Source organism: Isoptericola sp. NPDC060257 (genome assembly GCF_042726645.1).
GTDB lineage: Bacteria > Actinomycetota > Actinomycetes > Actinomycetales > Cellulomonadaceae > Isoptericola > Isoptericola nanjingensis.
Genome location: NZ_JBHXAW010000095.1, coordinates 1 through 14,398, shown reverse-complemented (window position 1 = coordinate 14,398; position 14,398 = coordinate 1). Strand labels below are relative to the sequence as shown.

Sequence of the window (14,398 nt, the reverse complement as noted above, 5' to 3'; positions counted from 1 at the left end):
CCCCGCGGGGTTCCCGGCCCTTCGTGTGTCGGCTCCGGCCTACTCGGCCGTGGACATCACGGTCAGCTGCGCGTGGATGCGCACCCGGAGGGTCTCCGGCGCGCGCTCCGAGCAGGAGCGGCGGACCAGCTGCTTGACGAGCTCCTCGACGCTCAGCTCGGCGAGGCACGGCGAGCAGTGCGCGACGTGCGCGCGCATCCGCTGCTCGTCCTCGGGCGTCATCTCCGAGTCGAGGTACTCGTTCAGGTGCACGAGGGCGTGCTCGCACTCGTTCTCCCCCTCGGCCCGGTCGTGCGGGATGGGGGTGACGGGGTCGGTCATGACGCTCCTCCACGAGCCGGGACCAGGCCACGCTGGGCGGCGTAGTCGGCGAGCAGCTCGCGCAGCTGCCGGCGTCCGCGGTGCAGCCGGGACATCACCGTCCCGATCGGCGTACCCATGATCTCGGCGATCTCCTTGTAGGGGAAGCCCTCGACGTCGGCGTAGTAGACGACCATGCGCCGGTCCTCGGGCAGCTCCTGCAGCGCGCGCTTGACGTCGGAGTCGGGGAGCCGGTCGAGCGCCTCGGCCTCGGCCGACCGCAGCCCCTGCGACGTGTGCGACGCGGCGCGGGCGATCTGCCAGTCCTCGACGTCCTCCGCCTGGGACTGCTGCGGCTCGCGCTGCTTCTTGCGGTAGCTGTTGATGAACGTGTTCGTGAGGATGCGGTACAGCCAGGCCTTGAGGTTGGTGCCCGGCTTGTACTGGTGGAAGGCGGCGAACGCCTTCGCGAACGTCTCCTGCACCAGGTCCTCGGCGTCCGCGGGGTTGCGCGTCATGCGCAGGGCGGCGGAGTAGAGCTGGTCCAGGTACTGCAGGGCGTCGCGCTCGAAGCGCTCGGCCCGGGCCGCGGTGGTCTCTCCCTCGGGGGCACGCTCCGTGTCCTCGGGGATCTCCTCGCCGTCCGGGGTGCTCCCGCGCGGCGCGTCGCCGCTCGCTGGGCCAAGGTCCTGGGTCATCACCGTCGAGCCTAGTCCAGCCACTGGGCGGGGTCCTCCGATCCACGGGGTGTGCAGGTCTGTCGTGCGGCCGACCACCGCGTCGTCCGTGCCCGCCGTCAGGGCGTCTGCCGGGACGGCGAACAGCCGCACGGACTCGCGTCCGGCTGCGGGGACGGCGGTCGCCGTCGTCGGGGTGCGGGTGCTCACGCGGTGTGCAACCGCGGGAGGGGCCTCGACATTCCCGTGGGAGCGGCTCCGGCCGCGGGCCTCAGGAAGCCACCGGCGCGGCGAACCGCCGGCGGTAGGAGACCGGGCTGGTGCCGAGCTGGCGGGCGAAGTGGTGCCGCAGCACGGGAGCGCTGCCGAAGCCGACCACGCGCGCGATCTCGTCCACGGGCGCCTCGGTCGACTCGAGCAGCTCCTGCGCCCGGGCGACCCGCTGGCGCGCGAGCCAGGCGGCCGGCGTCGTGCCGGTCTCCTGACGGAAGCGGCGCGCGAAGGTGCGCTCGGACAGCGCGGCCCGGCGCGCCAGCCTGGACACGGTGTGCTCCTCGGCCAGGTGCTCCCGCATCCAGGCGAGCAGGCCTGCGAGCGACTCGCCCTCGCGCGGCAGCGGGTCGACGACGAACTGGGCCTGACCCCCCTCGCGCTGCGGCGGCACCACCATGCGCCGCGCGACGGCGCGCGCGGCGTCGGCGCCGACCTGCGTCCGCACGAGGTGCAGCGCGGCGTCGATGCCCGCCGCGGTCCCGGCGCTGGTGAGCACGCGCCCGTCCTCGACGAAGAGCGCGTCGGGGTCGACGTCGGCGGTGGGGACCTCGGCCGCGAGCCGCTCCGTGTACATCCAGTGCGTGGTGCACCGGCGACCGTCCAGCAGGCCCGCCCGCGCGAGCGTGAACGCGCCGGAGCAGATGGCGAACAGCCAGGCGCCGCGGTCGTGGGCCGCCCGGAGCGCGTCGAGGTAGGCCTGCGGCAGGGCCTCCGCGCCGTCGTCGTCGATGCCGTACGCGACGGCGACGACCAGGTCCGCGTCGTCGAGCGCCTCGAGGCCGTGCTCCACGACGACGGGGAAGCCGCCCTTGGTCATCACGGGGCCCGGCTCGGGGGCGCAGAGGGTGAAGTCGAACGACGGGCCGCCCGTGTCGCGGCGGTCGATCCCGAACACCTCGTAGGCGACGCCGAGCTCGAACGGCGCGACGCCCGGGACGACGACGGCGGCGACCTTGTGGATCATGCCGACCATGCTGCCACGGCGGTGGCGGAATGTCGACGCATACTGGCACTTCTGCCACTCGTGGCAGAAGTGCAATGCGCGAAGGATTACTGCCATGACCGCACTGATCCTCGTCCTCGCCGCCCTGCTCCTCACCGCCTACACCGCCCGTCTCGTGCGGACGGTCCGACGCGACGGCCTCGGCACCCGCCGGCCGCCGCGCTCCCACCCCGACTGGTGGGACGGCGCGCCCGCCTGACGCAGGCCCGCGCCGCGCCCGCCGGTCGGCGCGCAAGCGCGGGTCGGCTCTGCCACAGTGGGCCCATGCTGCTGCGCCGTATCGCCCGCCCCCTCCTGGCCGTCCCGTTCGTCTACGACGGGATCCAGGCCGTGCTGCACCCGGCCGAGCACGTGGACGCCGCCCGCGCGGGCTCCACGATCGTCACGGACGCGGTCGGCGCCGAGCCGCTCAGCGACCGCCAGCTGGGCCTCCTGGTGCGCGCGCACGGCGCGGTGACCGCCGTGGCCGGCGTCCTGCTCGCCGTCGGGCGCACGCCCCGCACCGCCGCGCTCGCGCTGGCCGCGCTCACCGCGCCGCTCGCCGTCGCCCACCAGCCGTTCACCAGCAGGGGGGCCGAGCGCAGCCTGCGCACCGCGGCCTTCGTCAAGGACCTCGGCAAGGTCGGCGCCACCGTCATCGCGGGCGTCGACCTCGAGGGCCGGCCCGGCGTCACCTACCGCGTGCAGCAGGCGCGCACGCACGCCGCCCGCCTCGCGGAGGCGAAGGCCGAGACGGTCAAGGCCACGACGAAGGGCGAGGCGGCCAAGATCGCGGCCAAGGCCGACAAGGCGACGGCGGCCACCAAGGCCGAGGCCGCGAAGCTGCGGGCGAAGGTCGCCGACGTCGTCTGACGGTCCCGGACCAGGTCGGCACCGGCGAGACGGCCCGCGGTGCGGGCGGTCCGTGAACTAGCCTCGGAGCCATGACCTCAGCCGTCCCGCCGCACGCCGCCCCGCCCGCCCCCGACGTCGTCGACGAGTGGGCGGCACCGGTCGCGACGGCTCCGCTGGACGCGACGGTCGAGGTGCCGGGCAGCAAGTCGCTGACGAACCGCCTGCTCGTGCTCGCGGCGCTCGCCGACGGCCCCGGCACCCTGCGCGGGGCGCTGCGCTCGCGCGACGCCGACCTCATGATCGGCGCACTGCGGGCCCTGGGCGCCGGCATCGACGAGGGTGACGACCCGAGCACCCTGCACGTGACCCCCGGGCCGCTGCGCGGCGACGTGGACGTCGACACCGGCCTGGCGGGCACGGTGATGCGGTTCCTCCCGCCGGTCGCGGCCCTGGCCGACGGCCCGGTCCGCTTCGACGGCGACCCCGAGGCGCGGGTCCGGCCGATGCTGCCGGTGCTCGCGGCCCTGGGCAGCCTGGGCGTGCGCGTCACGTCCCCCGACGGCGGCACCCCGACGCACCTGCCCTTCACGGTGCACGGCACGGGCCGAGTGACCGGCGGAGCGGTCGACGTCGACGCCTCGGCGTCGTCGCAGTTCGTCTCGGCCCTGCTCCTCGCGGGCGCCCGCTTCGAGCGCGGCCTCACGCTGCGGCACATCGGCACCACGCTGCCGAGCGTCCCCCACATCGCCATGACCGTGGCCACCCTGCGCGACGTCGGCGTCGAGGTGGACGACTCCCGCGACGGCATCTGGCAGGTCACCCCCGGCCCGGTCGCCGCGCGCGACGTGCGGGTCGAGCCGGACCTGTCGAACGCGGCGCCGTTCCTGGCCGCGGCGCTCGTGGGCGGCGGCACCGTGCGCGTGCCGGGCTGGCCGGCGACGACCACCCAGCCGGGCGCGCTGCTCCCGGAGCTGTTCGCGACCCTCGGGGCGCAGGCCCGCCTGGACGGCGACGTCCTCACCGTCACCGGCACGGGCGAGGTCCGCGGGGCGGACCTGGACCTGCACGCCGCGGGCGAGCTCGCCCCGACCTTCGCCGTCCTCGCCGCCCTCGCCGACTCCCCCAGCCGCCTGCGCGGCATCGCGCACCTGCGCGGCCACGAGACCGACCGGCTGGCGGCGCTCGCCACCGAGATCACGCGGCTCGGCGGGCGGGCGGAGGAGACGCGCGACGGGCTCGTCATCACGCCGCGACCTCTGCACGGCGGCCTGTTCCGCACCTACGCCGACCACCGCATGGCGACGTCGGCCGCCGTCCTGGGCCTGCGGGTGCCGGGCGTGCGGGTGGAGAACGTCGGCACGACGGCCAAGACCCTGCCCGGCTTCGACGGGATGTGGGAGCGGATGCTGGGGGTCGACGCCGGCCCCGGCACCGAGGGCGAGGCCTGATGGCGCGCCGCGCCGTCGACGAGCACGCGCAGTACGCGCGGCCCTCGAAGCGCGGCTCACGGCCCCGCACCAAGCAACGCCCCGAGCACGCGGACGCCGAGGTCGGCATGGTGACCGGCGTCGACCGCGGCCGGTACACCCTCGTGGTCGACGACGGCGCCGCGGACGAGCGCACCGTCCTCGCGATGAAGGCGCGCGAGCTCACGCGCACCCGGGTCGTCGTGGGCGACCGCGTCGACGTCGTCGGCGACACGTCGGGCGACGAGGGCACGCTCGCCCGCATCGTGCGGATCCAGGACCGGTCGTCCGTGCTGCGCCGCACCGCGGACGACACCGACCCCTACGAGCGCATCGTGGTGGCGAACGCCGACCAGCTCGTCGTGGTCACCGCGCTCGCCCAGCCCGAGCCGCGCACCGGCATGATCGACCGCTGCGTCGTCGCCGCCTACGACGCGGGCATGGACGTGCTGCTGTGCCTCACCAAGGCCGACCTCGCGGACCCCGCTCCCCTGCGCGACCTCTACACCCCCATCGGCGTCGACGTCGTCGTCACGCGCCAGGACGACGCCGCGAGCGTCGAGGACGTCCGCTCCCGGCTGGCCGGGCGGACGTCCGTGCTGGTGGGGCACTCGGGCGTCGGCAAGTCGACGCTCATCAACGCCCTGGTGCCCGACGCCGACCGCGCCACCGGCGTCGTCAACGACGTCACCGGCCGCGGTCGCCACACGTCCACCTCGGCCGTCGCGCTGCGGCTGCCGGTCGGGCCGGACGACGACCACGACGGCTGGGTGGTCGACACCCCGGGCGTCCGGTCGTTCGGGCTGGCGCACGTCGAGACGGACCACCTGCTGCAGGCGTTCGAGGACCTCGCCGAGGTCGCCGAGGACTGTCCGCGCGGCTGCACCCACCTCGCGGACGCCCCCGACTGCGCGCTCGACGACTGGCTCGCCGCGTCGTCCGACGACGAGCGCCCGGCGCGCGAGGCCCGCGTCGCGTCGTTCCGGCGCCTGCTGACCGCGCGCCACGCCGCCGACTGACCCCCTCCACCCCCGACCCGTCCGATGTCGTGGGGCGCTCGTCACGATTCGTCAGGAGCAGCTTGTCAGTCTGGACTGACGAGTTCTACGGTGAAGCCGTGCCCTCCTCCCCCGATCCCGTCGCGCCCGCCGACAGGCCCGTCGACACGGCCGCCGCCGCGGCGCGCGAGCTGCGCTCGCTGGTCGTGCGGCTGCGCCGCCGCTTCCTCGAGCTGAGCGACAACCAGGAGCTCACGCCGTCGCAGACGTCCCTGCTCTCCCGGCTCGCCAAGCACGGCCCCGCGTCGCCCGGCGCCCTCGCCGCGGCCGAGCGGGTCCGGCCGCAGTCGCTCGGGGCCACCCTCGGCGTCGTCGCCGAGCGAGGCCTCGTGCGCCGGGACCCCGACCCCGACGACGGCCGCCGCCAGGTGATCTCCCTCAGCGACGACGGGCGGGCCTTCGTCGAGGGCCGGCGCGAGGCCGGGCAGGAGTGGCTGACGCACGCGCTGCGCGAGCGCCTCACCGCCGAGGAGCTGGCCACCGTGACGGCGGCCCTCTCGATCCTCGACCGGACGCTCCTCGACCCCGCTCCCTCGGAGCCCGCACTTGCCGGCGAGGCCGACCGCCCGTGACCCTGCTCCACCGCCACCCCGCCACCCGCCCGGCGGCCGCACCCCGTGGGCCGGACGGCTACGACACCCGCCTCACCCTGCCGCTGGCGCTGGGATCGCTGCTCAACCCGATCAACTCATCGATGATCGCGGTGGCCCTCGTGCCCATCGGGATCGCGTTCGGCGCCCCGGCCGCGCAGACGGTCTGGCTCGTCACCGCGCTCTACCTCGTGACGGCGGTGGGCCAGCCGGTGGTCGGTCGCGTCGTCGACCTCGTCGGGCCGCGACGCCCGTACCTGGTCGGGGCCGCGCTCGTCGGCGTCGCCGGACTGCTCGGCGCGCTGGCCCCGTCCCTCGGCGTGCTCGTGCTGGCCCGCGCGCTGCTCGGCATCGGCACCTGCGCCGCCTACCCGGCGGCGATGTGGCTCGTGCGGCGCGCGACCGACCGTTCCGGCGAGGACCGCGGCATCGCGACGGTGCTCACGATCCTCGCCGTCACGAACCAGGTGACGATGATCGTCGGCCCGACGCTCGGCGGGCTGCTCGTCGGCGTCGGCGGCTGGCGGGCGATCTTCCTGGTCAACGTGCCGCTCGCGGCGGCGTGCCTCGTGCTGGGCGGCCTGCGCCTGCCGCGCACGACCGCCGCCGACCTCCCGCGGGACGGCGCTCGGGGCGACGGCGCGGGCGTCGCGACGCGCCTGGACCTGCTCGGCGTGCTGCTCTTCGCGGCCGCGCTCACCAGCCTGATGCTCGTCCTCGTCGGCGCCGCGCCCTGGTGGGTGCTCGCCGCCACCGTCGTGACGGGCGCCTGGTTCGCGCGGCACGAGCTGCGCGCCCGCCGCCCGTTCATCGACCTGCGGCTGCTCGGCGGGAACCGTCCGCTGCTGCTCACGTACGCCCGCGCCCTGCTCACCGCCACCGCCACGTACGCGTTCATGTTCGGCTACGTGCAGTGGCTCGAGCAGGGCCGTGGCCTGAGCGAGGCCACCGCGGGGTTCCTGATGCTGCCGACGTCGGTCGTCGCGGTCGCGGTCGCCTCGGCGACCGGGCGTCGCGCCCCCGTGCGGACGGCCCTGCTCGTCGGGTCGGGCTCGCTGCTCGTCGGCGGTGCGATCCTCGCCGTCGTGCAGCCCGCCAGCCCGACGTGGGTGCTCGTCCTCGCCAGCGTGGGCATCGGGGGCATGCAGGGGCTGGCCGGGCTCGCGCACCAGAAGGCGCTCGCCCGCCAGGCCGACGCCGCGACCGTCGGCGCGGCGTCCGGGCTGCTGCGCACGTTCATGTACCTCGGCGCGCTGGTGTCCACCGCGGCCATCGCCGCCCTCTACGCCGACGGCCCCACGACGGCGGGCCTGCACGACCTCGCCCTCGCGATGGCGGCCTGCGCCGTCGTCGTCGGCGTCCTCACGCTCGTCGACCGCTCCCTGCGGCGCCGTCCGACGACCGCCCGCGCCGCCCTCGCCACAGTCCCCGCCCCTGACCCCGCACCCGGAGAGCACCGCTGATGACCTTCACCACCCTCGACGCCCGCACCGCCCTCGTCGTCGTCGACCTGCAGGCGGGCATCCTCGCCGTGCCGACCGCGCCGCACGCCGCGGACGCCGTCCTCGCCCGCAGCATCGAGCTCGCCGACGCCTTCCGTGCCCGCGACCTGCCCGTCGTCCTCGTGCGTGTCACCGCGGCGCCCGACGGCGCCGACGCCGCGCCCGGCCGCACCGACGCGCCGCGCGGAGCAGCCCGTCCCGACGGCTGGGACGTCCTCGCGCCGGAGCTGCACACCGCGACGTCCGACGTCGTCGTGACCAAGCGGAACTGGGGCGCCTTCTACGGCACCGACCTCGACCTCCAGCTGCGCCGCCGCGGCGTGACGCAGGTCGTGCTGACCGGCATCGCCACCAGCATCGGCGTCGAGTCCACCGCCCGCGCCGCCCACGAGCACGGGTACCACGTCTCCCTCGTCACCGACGCGATGGCCGACCGCTCCGCCGAGGATCACGAGCACAGCGCCGGGCGGCTCTTCCCCCGGCTGGGCGAGTGCGGCACGACCGCCGAGCTGCTCGCCCTGCTGGGCGCCTGACCTCTCTGTCCCACCCCCGCGCGCCGGGGCCCTGGCCGGAGCGGCGGACCGCTACGGTGTGAGGCGTGTCGTACACCCAGCCGTCTCCCAGCCCGACCAGCGGGCCCGCGCGCACGTACGAGGACGACCTGCGCCTGGCCCACGTGATCGCCGACCAGGTGGACGCGATCACGATGTCCCGCTTCAAGGCGCTCGACCTGCGCGTGGAGACGAAGCCCGACAACACCCCCGTGAGCGACGCCGACCGTTCCGCCGAGGAGTTCATCCGCGCCCAGCTGCACCGCGCGCGCACCCGCGACGCGATCGTGGGCGAGGAGTACGGCTCGGCGGGCAGCGGCGCGCGGCGCTGGATCATCGACCCGATCGACGGCACGAAGAACTTCGTGCGCGGCGTCCCCGTGTGGGCCACGCTCATCGCGCTGGCCGACGGGGAGGAGGTCGTCATGGGCCTCGTCTCGGCGCCGGCGATCGGCCGCCGCTGGTGGGCGGCGAAGGGCTCGGGCGCCTGGACCGGCAAGTCGCTCGCGTCCGCGTCGCGGATGTCCGTCTCCGGCGTGAGCACGCTCGCCGACGCCTCGTTCTCCTACTCGTCCCTGTCCGGGTGGGAGGAGCACGGCAAGCTCAACGGCTTCCTCGACCTCACCCGCCAGGTGTGGCGCACCCGCGGCTACGGCGACTTCTGGTCGTACATGCTCGTCGCCGAGGGCGCCGCCGACATCGCCGCCGAACCCGAGCTCGAGGTCTACGACATGGCCGCCCTCGTGCCCATCGTCACCGAGGCCGGCGGCCGCTTCACCGCGCTCGACGGCGCACCCGGCCCGTGGCACGGCAACGCCCTCGCCACCAACGGCAGGCTCCACGACGAGACCCTCGTCTACCTGGGCTGACCCCGGTTCAGGGGCGCGGGATCTGGGAGATCTCGGTCGGGTCGTACCAGAGCAGGTCGCGATCGGTGACGCGCTGCAGCGCGGCGTCCAGCGCCGCCTCGGACGTCGCGCCGACGTCGCCGGTGCGCTCGGCGTCGTTCTCCTCGTCGGCCGCCGCCAGCACCGCGCGCACGTCGTCCGCCGCCTCCGGCTCGTCGACGTGGACGGCGACGACGGCCACGCGGGCCAGGGCGGCGACGTCGACCGCGCTGGGCTCGTCGGCGCCGTCAGCCTCGGTGACCTCGGCGTCCGGCACGTCGAGCGAGACGACGACGCGGAGCGGCACGACGGCGCGACGCGAGGCCACGAGGGCCAGCGAGTCGTCCGCGGCGGCGAGGAAGGCCTCGTACTCCCGGCTCTCGTCGTCCTCGTCGGGCAGCTCACCGGCGAGGGCGGGCGTCACCGCGTGCGCGCGGCGGGCGGGGACGTCCCACCGCGCCCCGGCGGCGGCGACCACGGCGCCCTCGAGCTCGTCCAGCGTGGCGGGAACGTAGATGCGCATGCGCACAGTCTGCCGCGCGCGGCAGCCCCGCGCTCACACCTCCGCCGGCACCGCCGCGGCGACGGTCGCCCGCACCCGCTCGGCCAGCGCCTCGAACGCCGCGGTCACCGGCGAGCCGGGGGCCTCCTCCGCGAGCGTGCGGCCCGCCAGCAGCGCGGCGTCCAGGCCGGCGGCGTCGTCCGGGACCAGGTGGACGGCGTCGACCCCCGCGTAGCGCGCCAGCGCGTCCCGCACCGCCGCCTCCGGGCGCGAGCCCACCGTCGACGCGCGCACCCGGTTCGCCACGACGACCCGCTCGCCCGCGACGGGCACCGGCACCTCGCGCAGGTCCTCGAGCCCGCGGACGAGGCGCTGGATGCCCACCGGGTCCGCCGCACCGACCACCACGACGACGTCCGCCGCCTGCAGCGCCGCGAGCGTCGCACCGTTGCGCTGCGGCGCGTGGGTGTCGTACATGAGCAGCTCGTCCGCCTCCAGGAGCGGGCCGCAGTCGACCACGGTCCAGTCGGCGAGCTCGCGCACCCGCTCGAGGACCACCTCGACGGCGCTGGCCGGCAGCTCGGGCCACCGGGCGGCGCGCGTGATCCCCGTCAGCACCCGCAGGCGGCCGCCGACGACCGGGCTGTGCCGGGCCAGCGTCGGCAGGTCGAGCGACCCGTGCGCGGCGGCGCGGGTGACGGCCGCCAACCCCGGGGCGTCGTCGAGCAGGCCCAGGCGGGCCGCCACCGACGCGCCATAGGTGTCGGCGTCCACCACCAGCGCGTGCTCGGCAGCCGTCGCCACCGCCTCGCGACGCGCACGACCGTGGCGGCGGCGCCCGCGCGACAGGCCGCCGAGCGCGGCCGCGAGCTCGAGCGCCGTCGTCGTGCGCCCCGGCGCGCCCACGGGGCCCCAGACCGCGACGACGCGCCCGCGGCGCGGCGCCGCGTCGTCCGCGAGGACGTCCCCCAGCCCGATCCCGTCCTGGCCGGCGAGCGGGTCGTCGGCGTCCTGGCCCCCGTGTCCCAGCACCAGGACGTCGGGTGCGCCGGCCGTCGACGCGGCGGCGGCCGGCATCGCGTCGCGGACCGCGGCGAGCAGGAGGGCCTCGTCGAACCGCTCGACGACGGCGTCCACGCCCAGCGCGTGCAGCCTTGCCGCCGGCGCGACGTCGTCACCGAGCGCGACCACGCGGACGCCCGCGGCGCGCAGCCGGCCGACGGCCTCCCGGTCGAGGCCGGGCAGGTCGCCGGAGACCAGTGCGACGGCGCCCGCGCCGGCCGCGGCCGCCGCGAGCAGCTCGGCCACGTCGCCGCAGCGACGCGTGACGGTGGCGCCCGAGCCCGGGCCGCCCAGGGCGAGGACGACGTCGGTCTCCGCCGCGCCGCGCACCGCGCACAGGACGGTGACGCCCCCCATCAGACGCCGGCCCCGGCCTGCGGCACGACGGTCACGCTGCCGGGGACCGTCAGCGCCCGCAGGACGACGGGCAGCTCGTCGGAGGGCACGAGCACGTGCAGCGTGGCGCCGTCCGCGACGACGAGCCCGGTGCCCGCCTCGTCGACCTGCTCGACGACGACGCCCTCGACGAGCGGCGCCGGCTCCGCGGCCTGCGCGTCGGCTCCGGCGGGCGCCTCGGGCGTCGACCAGAGGTCGACGGCGGACCCGGCCTGCACGCGGGACGACATGGCCTGGTCGACGGGCACGGAGACCGAGCGCACGTCGACCTCCGCCGCGTCGCCGAGGGCCGACCGGGCGACGAGCTCGCCGTCGTCGACCACCCGCAGCGCGACGACCTCGTCGGGCAGCTCCTGGTCCGCCCGCAGGTACAGCTCCGCCCCCGCGTCGATCCTGACGTCGACGGTGCGCAGCCGGTCCACGTCCACGGTCTCGCCCGGGGTGAGCGTCCCGTCGGCCGCGTAGACCGGCACGGTGCGCCCCGCGGAGGAGACGGCCCACGAGCCGAGGGCCACGGACGCGGCGACGATGACGACGCCGACGACCAGCCGGGGGTCGCGCCAGGTGGGGCGGCGCAGGCGCGCAGCCACGGGTGCCGGCAAGGGGTCGGTGCTCACGGACGTCCTCCGGGGTTGTCTGGACGCGGCCTCGGCGCAGCGTCGCGCCGGAACCTATCATCAGGCACCCCACGCATGCTTTCGGCAACCACTGTGGACAACCGGCGTCATCGTCGGTGACCGCTGTGCCAGAATTGCCCGTATGGCCAGCCGGTTCCTCTCTCTCGCGGACGTGCAGGAGATGCTCAACATCTCCAGCACCCAGGCCTACTCGCTCGTGCGCTCGGGCGAGCTGCCCGCGATCCAGGTGGGCCCGAAGAAGGTGTGGCGGGTCGAGGCGAGCAAGCTCGAGGAGTACATCGAGCACCAGTACGCCCGCACCCGCGAGCGGATCGCGTCGGGCGACCTCTGACGACGCGGCCGGGCTCCCCCGGCAGGCTCAGGCCTCACTGACCCGCAGCAGGGCCGCGAACGGCACCGTCCGGACGACCGGCAGCGCGCGCTCCGCCTCCTCCACGTCGAGATGGTCGGCGCCCACGCGCCCGATCCGTCCGGCCACCGACCCGCCCGCCGTGCGCACCAGCACCCGCGCACGGTCGCGCTGCAGCCCCCGGAGCACATGGCCCAGCCCGAGACCGTCGGTGCGCGCCCGCGACGGCGTCGCGAGCCGGCCGAGCCCGACGACAGCGGCGAGCGCGGCCGTCGGGACGAGGTGCTGGACGCTGCCGCGCGCGCCGCGCCCGTCCAGCAGCACCCACGCGTGCGCCACCCGGGCGAGCCGGCCCTCGATCCCCTCGCCGTCCAGCAGCTCGAGCCGCAGCACGGCGCCGGTCGCCGCTCGCAGCCGGTCGGTCAACGGGATCGACGCCTGCTCGGCGCGGGTCAGCTCGGCGACCGTCCCCTCCCGTTCGGCCGCCTGCTCGGCGTCGAACCGCGCCTCGAGGTCCGCGAAGAGCAGCTCCCACCTGGCCGGACCCGCGGATGTCATGAGGCTCCTCTCGTCGGGGTCGGTGCCCACAGGATGCCCGGGTGGACAGACCCGGCACCAGTCCGCTTCAATAACCACCACCAGAACACATCAACCGCTATCAACCTGCATCACCGCGAACGATCCGGGATGACGGCGGAGGGACGAAGGAGACCTCGATGTCCGGCAGCACGCACCGTGACCGGTTCGCACGACCGGGTGGGCTCGGGCGGCTCGCCGTCCTCACGGTCGCCGCCGCGGTCATGGGCACCGCCCTGCTGCTGCGCGCGGCCGCCGTCGTCCCACGGACCACCGCCGCGGCCACCGGCCTCGCCGTCGACCGGTGGGTCGAGCTCGCCGTGCTCGCCGCCGGGCTCCTCGCCGCGGCCTGGCTCGCCCTGAGCGGAGCGCTCGCCCTGACCTGCGTCGCCGCGTCGCTGCTGGGCCGCCGGTGGCGTGCTGGTGAGGCAGCCGTCGAACGGCTCGCTCCCGGTGCCGTCCGGCGCCTCGTCCGGACCGCCGTCGGCGTCGGCGTCGGTGCCGGCCTCACGCTCGCCCCGACCGTCGCCCTGGCGGCCGACGTCCCGCCCACCCCGCCGGCCGGCCACGGGGCGTCGGTCGTCCTCGACCTCGGCTGGCAGCCCACCGCCACCGAGCCCGACGCACCGGCCGACGGAGGCGTGGAACGCCCGGCGGAGGAGGCGGGGACGGCGGACGGGGACACGCTCGTCGAGGAGGTCGTGGCCGCCCCGGTCGCGCACCGTGCCGTCGACGACGCCGCCGACGGCGAAGCCGACGGAGGACCGACCCGCGTCGTGCACCGCGGCGACACGCTGTGGGACATCGCAGCCGATGCGCTCGGCGGCTCCCCCACCGACGCCGAGATCCTCCGCGAGGTGTCGCGCTGGCACACGGAGAACCGCGACGTCATCGGCGCCGACCCCGACCAGCTCCTGCCCGGCCAGATCCTGCGCGCCCCGGCCTGACGGCCTCGACGTCCCACGACTCACCCACCATCCACCGGAGGGCATCATGACCGCGACGACGACCGCGCCGACCACGCCGGCGACGGCGGCTCCCGCCGAGCAGGGCTCCGCCGCCCCCGGGACCGCACCGGACGGCGCGGCGGCGGCGCCCGGCACCGTCCCGGGCACCCCGGCGAGTCGCCCCGCGGCGGCCCCGGCGCAGGACGACGGCGCACCCTCGCCGCGCGCGCTCCGGGTGTCGTCCCCGCCGCGGCCCTCGGGTCCGGCGGGCTACCCCGAGGCCGGCACCCGACCGGCGCCGCGGCCGCGGCGGGTGCGGGTCGGCGCCCCGGGCGTGCGTCGCGGCCCGGGAGACGACGAGGACCTCACCGCGCGGCCGCTGCGGGAGGCGGAGCCCGCGCCGCTGCCCGACCCGACGGCGCAGTGCTGCACGGTCGTGCGCGCCGCGGTCGAGGTCCTGCGCGGGGAGCGGCCGGCGACGCAGCTCGCCCGCTGGGTCACGCCGCAGGTGCGCGACCAGCTCGCCGAGCGCGCCCGGATCGGCCTGGCTCACGCGCCCCTGCGGGACGAGGAGGCCCACCGACCCGTCCAGGTGCGGCGCGTGCGGCTGGTCCGCCTGGGGGACGACGTGGCCGAGGCGACCGTCGTCCTGGACGACGACGGCCGGGTGCGCGCCGCGGCCGTCCGGCTGGAGGCGCGCCGGGGTGCCTGGCGGGTCGCCGTCCTCGAGGTGGGCTGACCGGCTCGGACACGAGAACGTCGGAGCCCCGGCCCGCGGGGGGCGGGC

18 protein-coding genes are annotated in these 14,398 nt (G+C 76.5%); 11 read left to right on the top strand and 7 right to left on the bottom strand.

Annotation, left to right across the window (positions count from 1 at the left end; genetic code table 11):
• Nucleotides 1-39 precede the first annotated feature (39 nt).
• From rsrA to ACFWEK_RS10040, 3 genes are all read right to left on the bottom strand, one after another.
• Nucleotides 40-321 (bottom strand): mycothiol system anti-sigma-R factor, encoded by a 282-nt coding sequence (gene rsrA, locus ACFWEK_RS10050; RefSeq protein ID WP_430548409.1) that lies wholly within the window; start codon nucleotides 319-321, stop codon nucleotides 40-42.
• The gene (locus ACFWEK_RS10045; RefSeq protein ID WP_429767054.1) at nucleotides 318-998 is read right to left on the bottom strand and encodes a sigma-70 family RNA polymerase sigma factor; all 681 of its coding nucleotides are present in this window, start codon (nucleotides 996-998) and stop codon (nucleotides 318-320) included. The genes rsrA and ACFWEK_RS10045 overlap by 4 nt, the downstream gene beginning before the upstream one ends.
• Before the next feature lie 250 nt (nucleotides 999-1,248).
• Entirely contained in the window at nucleotides 1,249-2,214 is a 966-nt protein-coding gene (locus ACFWEK_RS10040) for a helix-turn-helix domain-containing protein (RefSeq protein WP_430548410.1), read from the bottom strand.
• A 94-nt stretch (nucleotides 2,215-2,308) separates the two neighbouring features.
• On the opposite strand from ACFWEK_RS10040, the gene ACFWEK_RS10035 reads away from it, so the two are divergent.
• The 8 genes from ACFWEK_RS10035 to hisN all read left to right on the top strand — a co-directional run bounded on the left by ACFWEK_RS10035 (nucleotide 2,309) and on the right by hisN (nucleotide 9,123).
• A complete protein-coding gene (locus tag ACFWEK_RS10035) occupies nucleotides 2,309-2,452 on the top strand; it encodes a hypothetical protein (protein ID WP_430548411.1) in 144 nt (47 codons plus the stop codon).
• 65 nt (nucleotides 2,453-2,517) lie between these two features.
• Nucleotides 2,518-3,105 (top strand): DoxX family membrane protein, encoded by a 588-nt coding sequence (locus ACFWEK_RS10030; protein WP_430553953.1) that lies wholly within the window; start codon nucleotides 2,518-2,520, stop codon nucleotides 3,103-3,105.
• 71 nt (nucleotides 3,106-3,176) lie between these two features.
• Nucleotides 3,177-4,535, top strand: coding sequence for a 3-phosphoshikimate 1-carboxyvinyltransferase (gene aroA / locus ACFWEK_RS10025; protein WP_430548413.1), 1,359 nt, complete (start codon nucleotides 3,177-3,179; stop codon nucleotides 4,533-4,535).
• Nucleotides 4,535-5,572, top strand: a complete 1,038-nt coding sequence (gene rsgA / locus ACFWEK_RS10020) for a ribosome small subunit-dependent GTPase A (protein ID WP_430548414.1) — start codon at nucleotides 4,535-4,537, stop codon at nucleotides 5,570-5,572. Before aroA ends, rsgA begins: the two co-directional genes overlap by 1 nt.
• A gap of 98 nt (nucleotides 5,573-5,670) precedes the next feature.
• A complete protein-coding gene (locus ACFWEK_RS10015; protein WP_430553952.1) occupies nucleotides 5,671-6,183 on the top strand; it encodes a MarR family winged helix-turn-helix transcriptional regulator in 513 nt (170 codons plus the stop codon).
• Nucleotides 6,180-7,664, top strand: coding sequence for an MFS transporter (locus ACFWEK_RS10010; RefSeq protein ID WP_430553951.1), 1,485 nt, complete (start codon nucleotides 6,180-6,182; stop codon nucleotides 7,662-7,664). Before ACFWEK_RS10015 ends, ACFWEK_RS10010 begins: the two co-directional genes overlap by 4 nt.
• Nucleotides 7,664-8,236 carry a hydrolase gene (locus tag ACFWEK_RS10005; protein WP_430553950.1) on the top strand — a complete coding sequence of 191 codons (573 nt, stop codon included), beginning with the start codon at nucleotides 7,664-7,666 and terminating at the stop codon, nucleotides 8,234-8,236. Before ACFWEK_RS10010 ends, ACFWEK_RS10005 begins: the two co-directional genes overlap by 1 nt.
• A gap of 65 nt (nucleotides 8,237-8,301) precedes the next feature.
• The gene (gene hisN, locus ACFWEK_RS10000; protein ID WP_430548418.1) at nucleotides 8,302-9,123 is read left to right on the top strand and encodes a histidinol-phosphatase; all 822 of its coding nucleotides are present in this window, start codon (nucleotides 8,302-8,304) and stop codon (nucleotides 9,121-9,123) included.
• A gap of 7 nt (nucleotides 9,124-9,130) precedes the next feature.
• On the opposite strand, the gene ACFWEK_RS09995 is transcribed toward hisN, so the two are convergent.
• The 3 genes from ACFWEK_RS09995 to ACFWEK_RS09985 are packed head-to-tail and all read right to left on the bottom strand — an operon-like array spanning nucleotide 9,131 to nucleotide 11,718.
• A complete protein-coding gene (locus ACFWEK_RS09995; protein ID WP_430553949.1) occupies nucleotides 9,131-9,664 on the bottom strand; it encodes a DUF6912 family protein in 534 nt (177 codons plus the stop codon).
• Between the two features lie 33 nt (nucleotides 9,665-9,697).
• On the bottom strand, nucleotides 9,698-11,062 hold the full coding sequence (locus tag ACFWEK_RS09990; RefSeq protein WP_430553948.1) for a CpaE family protein: 1,365 nt from the start codon (nucleotides 11,060-11,062) through the stop codon (nucleotides 9,698-9,700).
• Nucleotides 11,062-11,718, bottom strand: a complete 657-nt coding sequence (locus ACFWEK_RS09985) for a hypothetical protein (RefSeq protein ID WP_430548421.1) — start codon at nucleotides 11,716-11,718, stop codon at nucleotides 11,062-11,064. Before ACFWEK_RS09985 ends, ACFWEK_RS09990 begins: the two co-directional genes overlap by 1 nt.
• A gap of 142 nt (nucleotides 11,719-11,860) precedes the next feature.
• Between ACFWEK_RS09985 and ACFWEK_RS09980 the strand changes: the two genes are divergently transcribed.
• Nucleotides 11,861-12,070, top strand: coding sequence for a helix-turn-helix domain-containing protein (locus tag ACFWEK_RS09980; protein ID WP_429735024.1), 210 nt, complete (start codon nucleotides 11,861-11,863; stop codon nucleotides 12,068-12,070).
• 27 nt (nucleotides 12,071-12,097) lie between these two features.
• Here ACFWEK_RS09980 and ACFWEK_RS09975 read toward each other — a convergent pair whose 3' ends face one another.
• The gene (locus ACFWEK_RS09975; RefSeq protein ID WP_430553947.1) at nucleotides 12,098-12,646 is read right to left on the bottom strand and encodes a hypothetical protein; all 549 of its coding nucleotides are present in this window, start codon (nucleotides 12,644-12,646) and stop codon (nucleotides 12,098-12,100) included.
• Nucleotides 12,647-12,804: 158 nt separating this feature from the next.
• Here ACFWEK_RS09975 and ACFWEK_RS09970 point away from each other — a divergent pair, with 158 nt between their 5' ends.
• Together ACFWEK_RS09970 and ACFWEK_RS09965 are read left to right on the top strand one after the other, a co-directional pair.
• Nucleotides 12,805-13,611 (top strand): LysM peptidoglycan-binding domain-containing protein, encoded by an 807-nt coding sequence (locus ACFWEK_RS09970; protein WP_430553946.1) that lies wholly within the window; start codon nucleotides 12,805-12,807, stop codon nucleotides 13,609-13,611.
• 46 nt (nucleotides 13,612-13,657) lie between these two features.
• On the top strand, nucleotides 13,658-14,350 hold the full coding sequence (locus ACFWEK_RS09965; protein WP_430553945.1) for an Rv3235 family protein: 693 nt from the start codon (nucleotides 13,658-13,660) through the stop codon (nucleotides 14,348-14,350).
• Nucleotides 14,351-14,398: the final 48 nt, after the last annotated feature.

What these genes read in the sequence shown, in the direction of transcription:
- rsrA (WP_430548409.1), bottom strand. Translation starts at nt 321, where the DNA reads ATGACCGACCCCGTCACCCCCATCCCGCACGACCGGGCCGAGGGGGAG.
- ACFWEK_RS10045 (WP_429767054.1), bottom strand. Translation starts at nt 998, where the DNA reads ATGACCCAGGACCTTGGCCCAGCGAGCGGCGACGCGCCGCGCGGGAGC.
- ACFWEK_RS10040 (WP_430548410.1), bottom strand. Translation starts at nt 2,214, where the DNA reads ATGATCCACAAGGTCGCCGCCGTCGTCGTCCCGGGCGTCGCGCCGTTC.
- ACFWEK_RS10035 (WP_430548411.1), top strand. Translation starts at nt 2,309, where the DNA reads ATGACCGCACTGATCCTCGTCCTCGCCGCCCTGCTCCTCACCGCCTAC.
- ACFWEK_RS10030 (WP_430553953.1), top strand. Translation starts at nt 2,518, where the DNA reads ATGCTGCTGCGCCGTATCGCCCGCCCCCTCCTGGCCGTCCCGTTCGTC.
- aroA (WP_430548413.1), top strand. Translation starts at nt 3,177, where the DNA reads ATGACCTCAGCCGTCCCGCCGCACGCCGCCCCGCCCGCCCCCGACGTC.
- rsgA (WP_430548414.1), top strand. Translation starts at nt 4,535, where the DNA reads ATGGCGCGCCGCGCCGTCGACGAGCACGCGCAGTACGCGCGGCCCTCG.
- ACFWEK_RS10005 (WP_430553950.1), top strand. Translation starts at nt 7,664, where the DNA reads ATGACCTTCACCACCCTCGACGCCCGCACCGCCCTCGTCGTCGTCGAC.
- ACFWEK_RS09995 (WP_430553949.1), bottom strand. Translation starts at nt 9,664, where the DNA reads ATGCGCATCTACGTTCCCGCCACGCTGGACGAGCTCGAGGGCGCCGTG.
- ACFWEK_RS09990 (WP_430553948.1), bottom strand. Translation starts at nt 11,062, where the DNA reads ATGGGGGGCGTCACCGTCCTGTGCGCGGTGCGCGGCGCGGCGGAGACC.
- ACFWEK_RS09980 (WP_429735024.1), top strand. Translation starts at nt 11,861, where the DNA reads ATGGCCAGCCGGTTCCTCTCTCTCGCGGACGTGCAGGAGATGCTCAAC.
- ACFWEK_RS09975 (WP_430553947.1), bottom strand. Translation starts at nt 12,646, where the DNA reads ATGACATCCGCGGGTCCGGCCAGGTGGGAGCTGCTCTTCGCGGACCTC.
- ACFWEK_RS09970 (WP_430553946.1), top strand. Translation starts at nt 12,805, where the DNA reads ATGTCCGGCAGCACGCACCGTGACCGGTTCGCACGACCGGGTGGGCTC.
- ACFWEK_RS09965 (WP_430553945.1), top strand. Translation starts at nt 13,658, where the DNA reads ATGACCGCGACGACGACCGCGCCGACCACGCCGGCGACGGCGGCTCCC.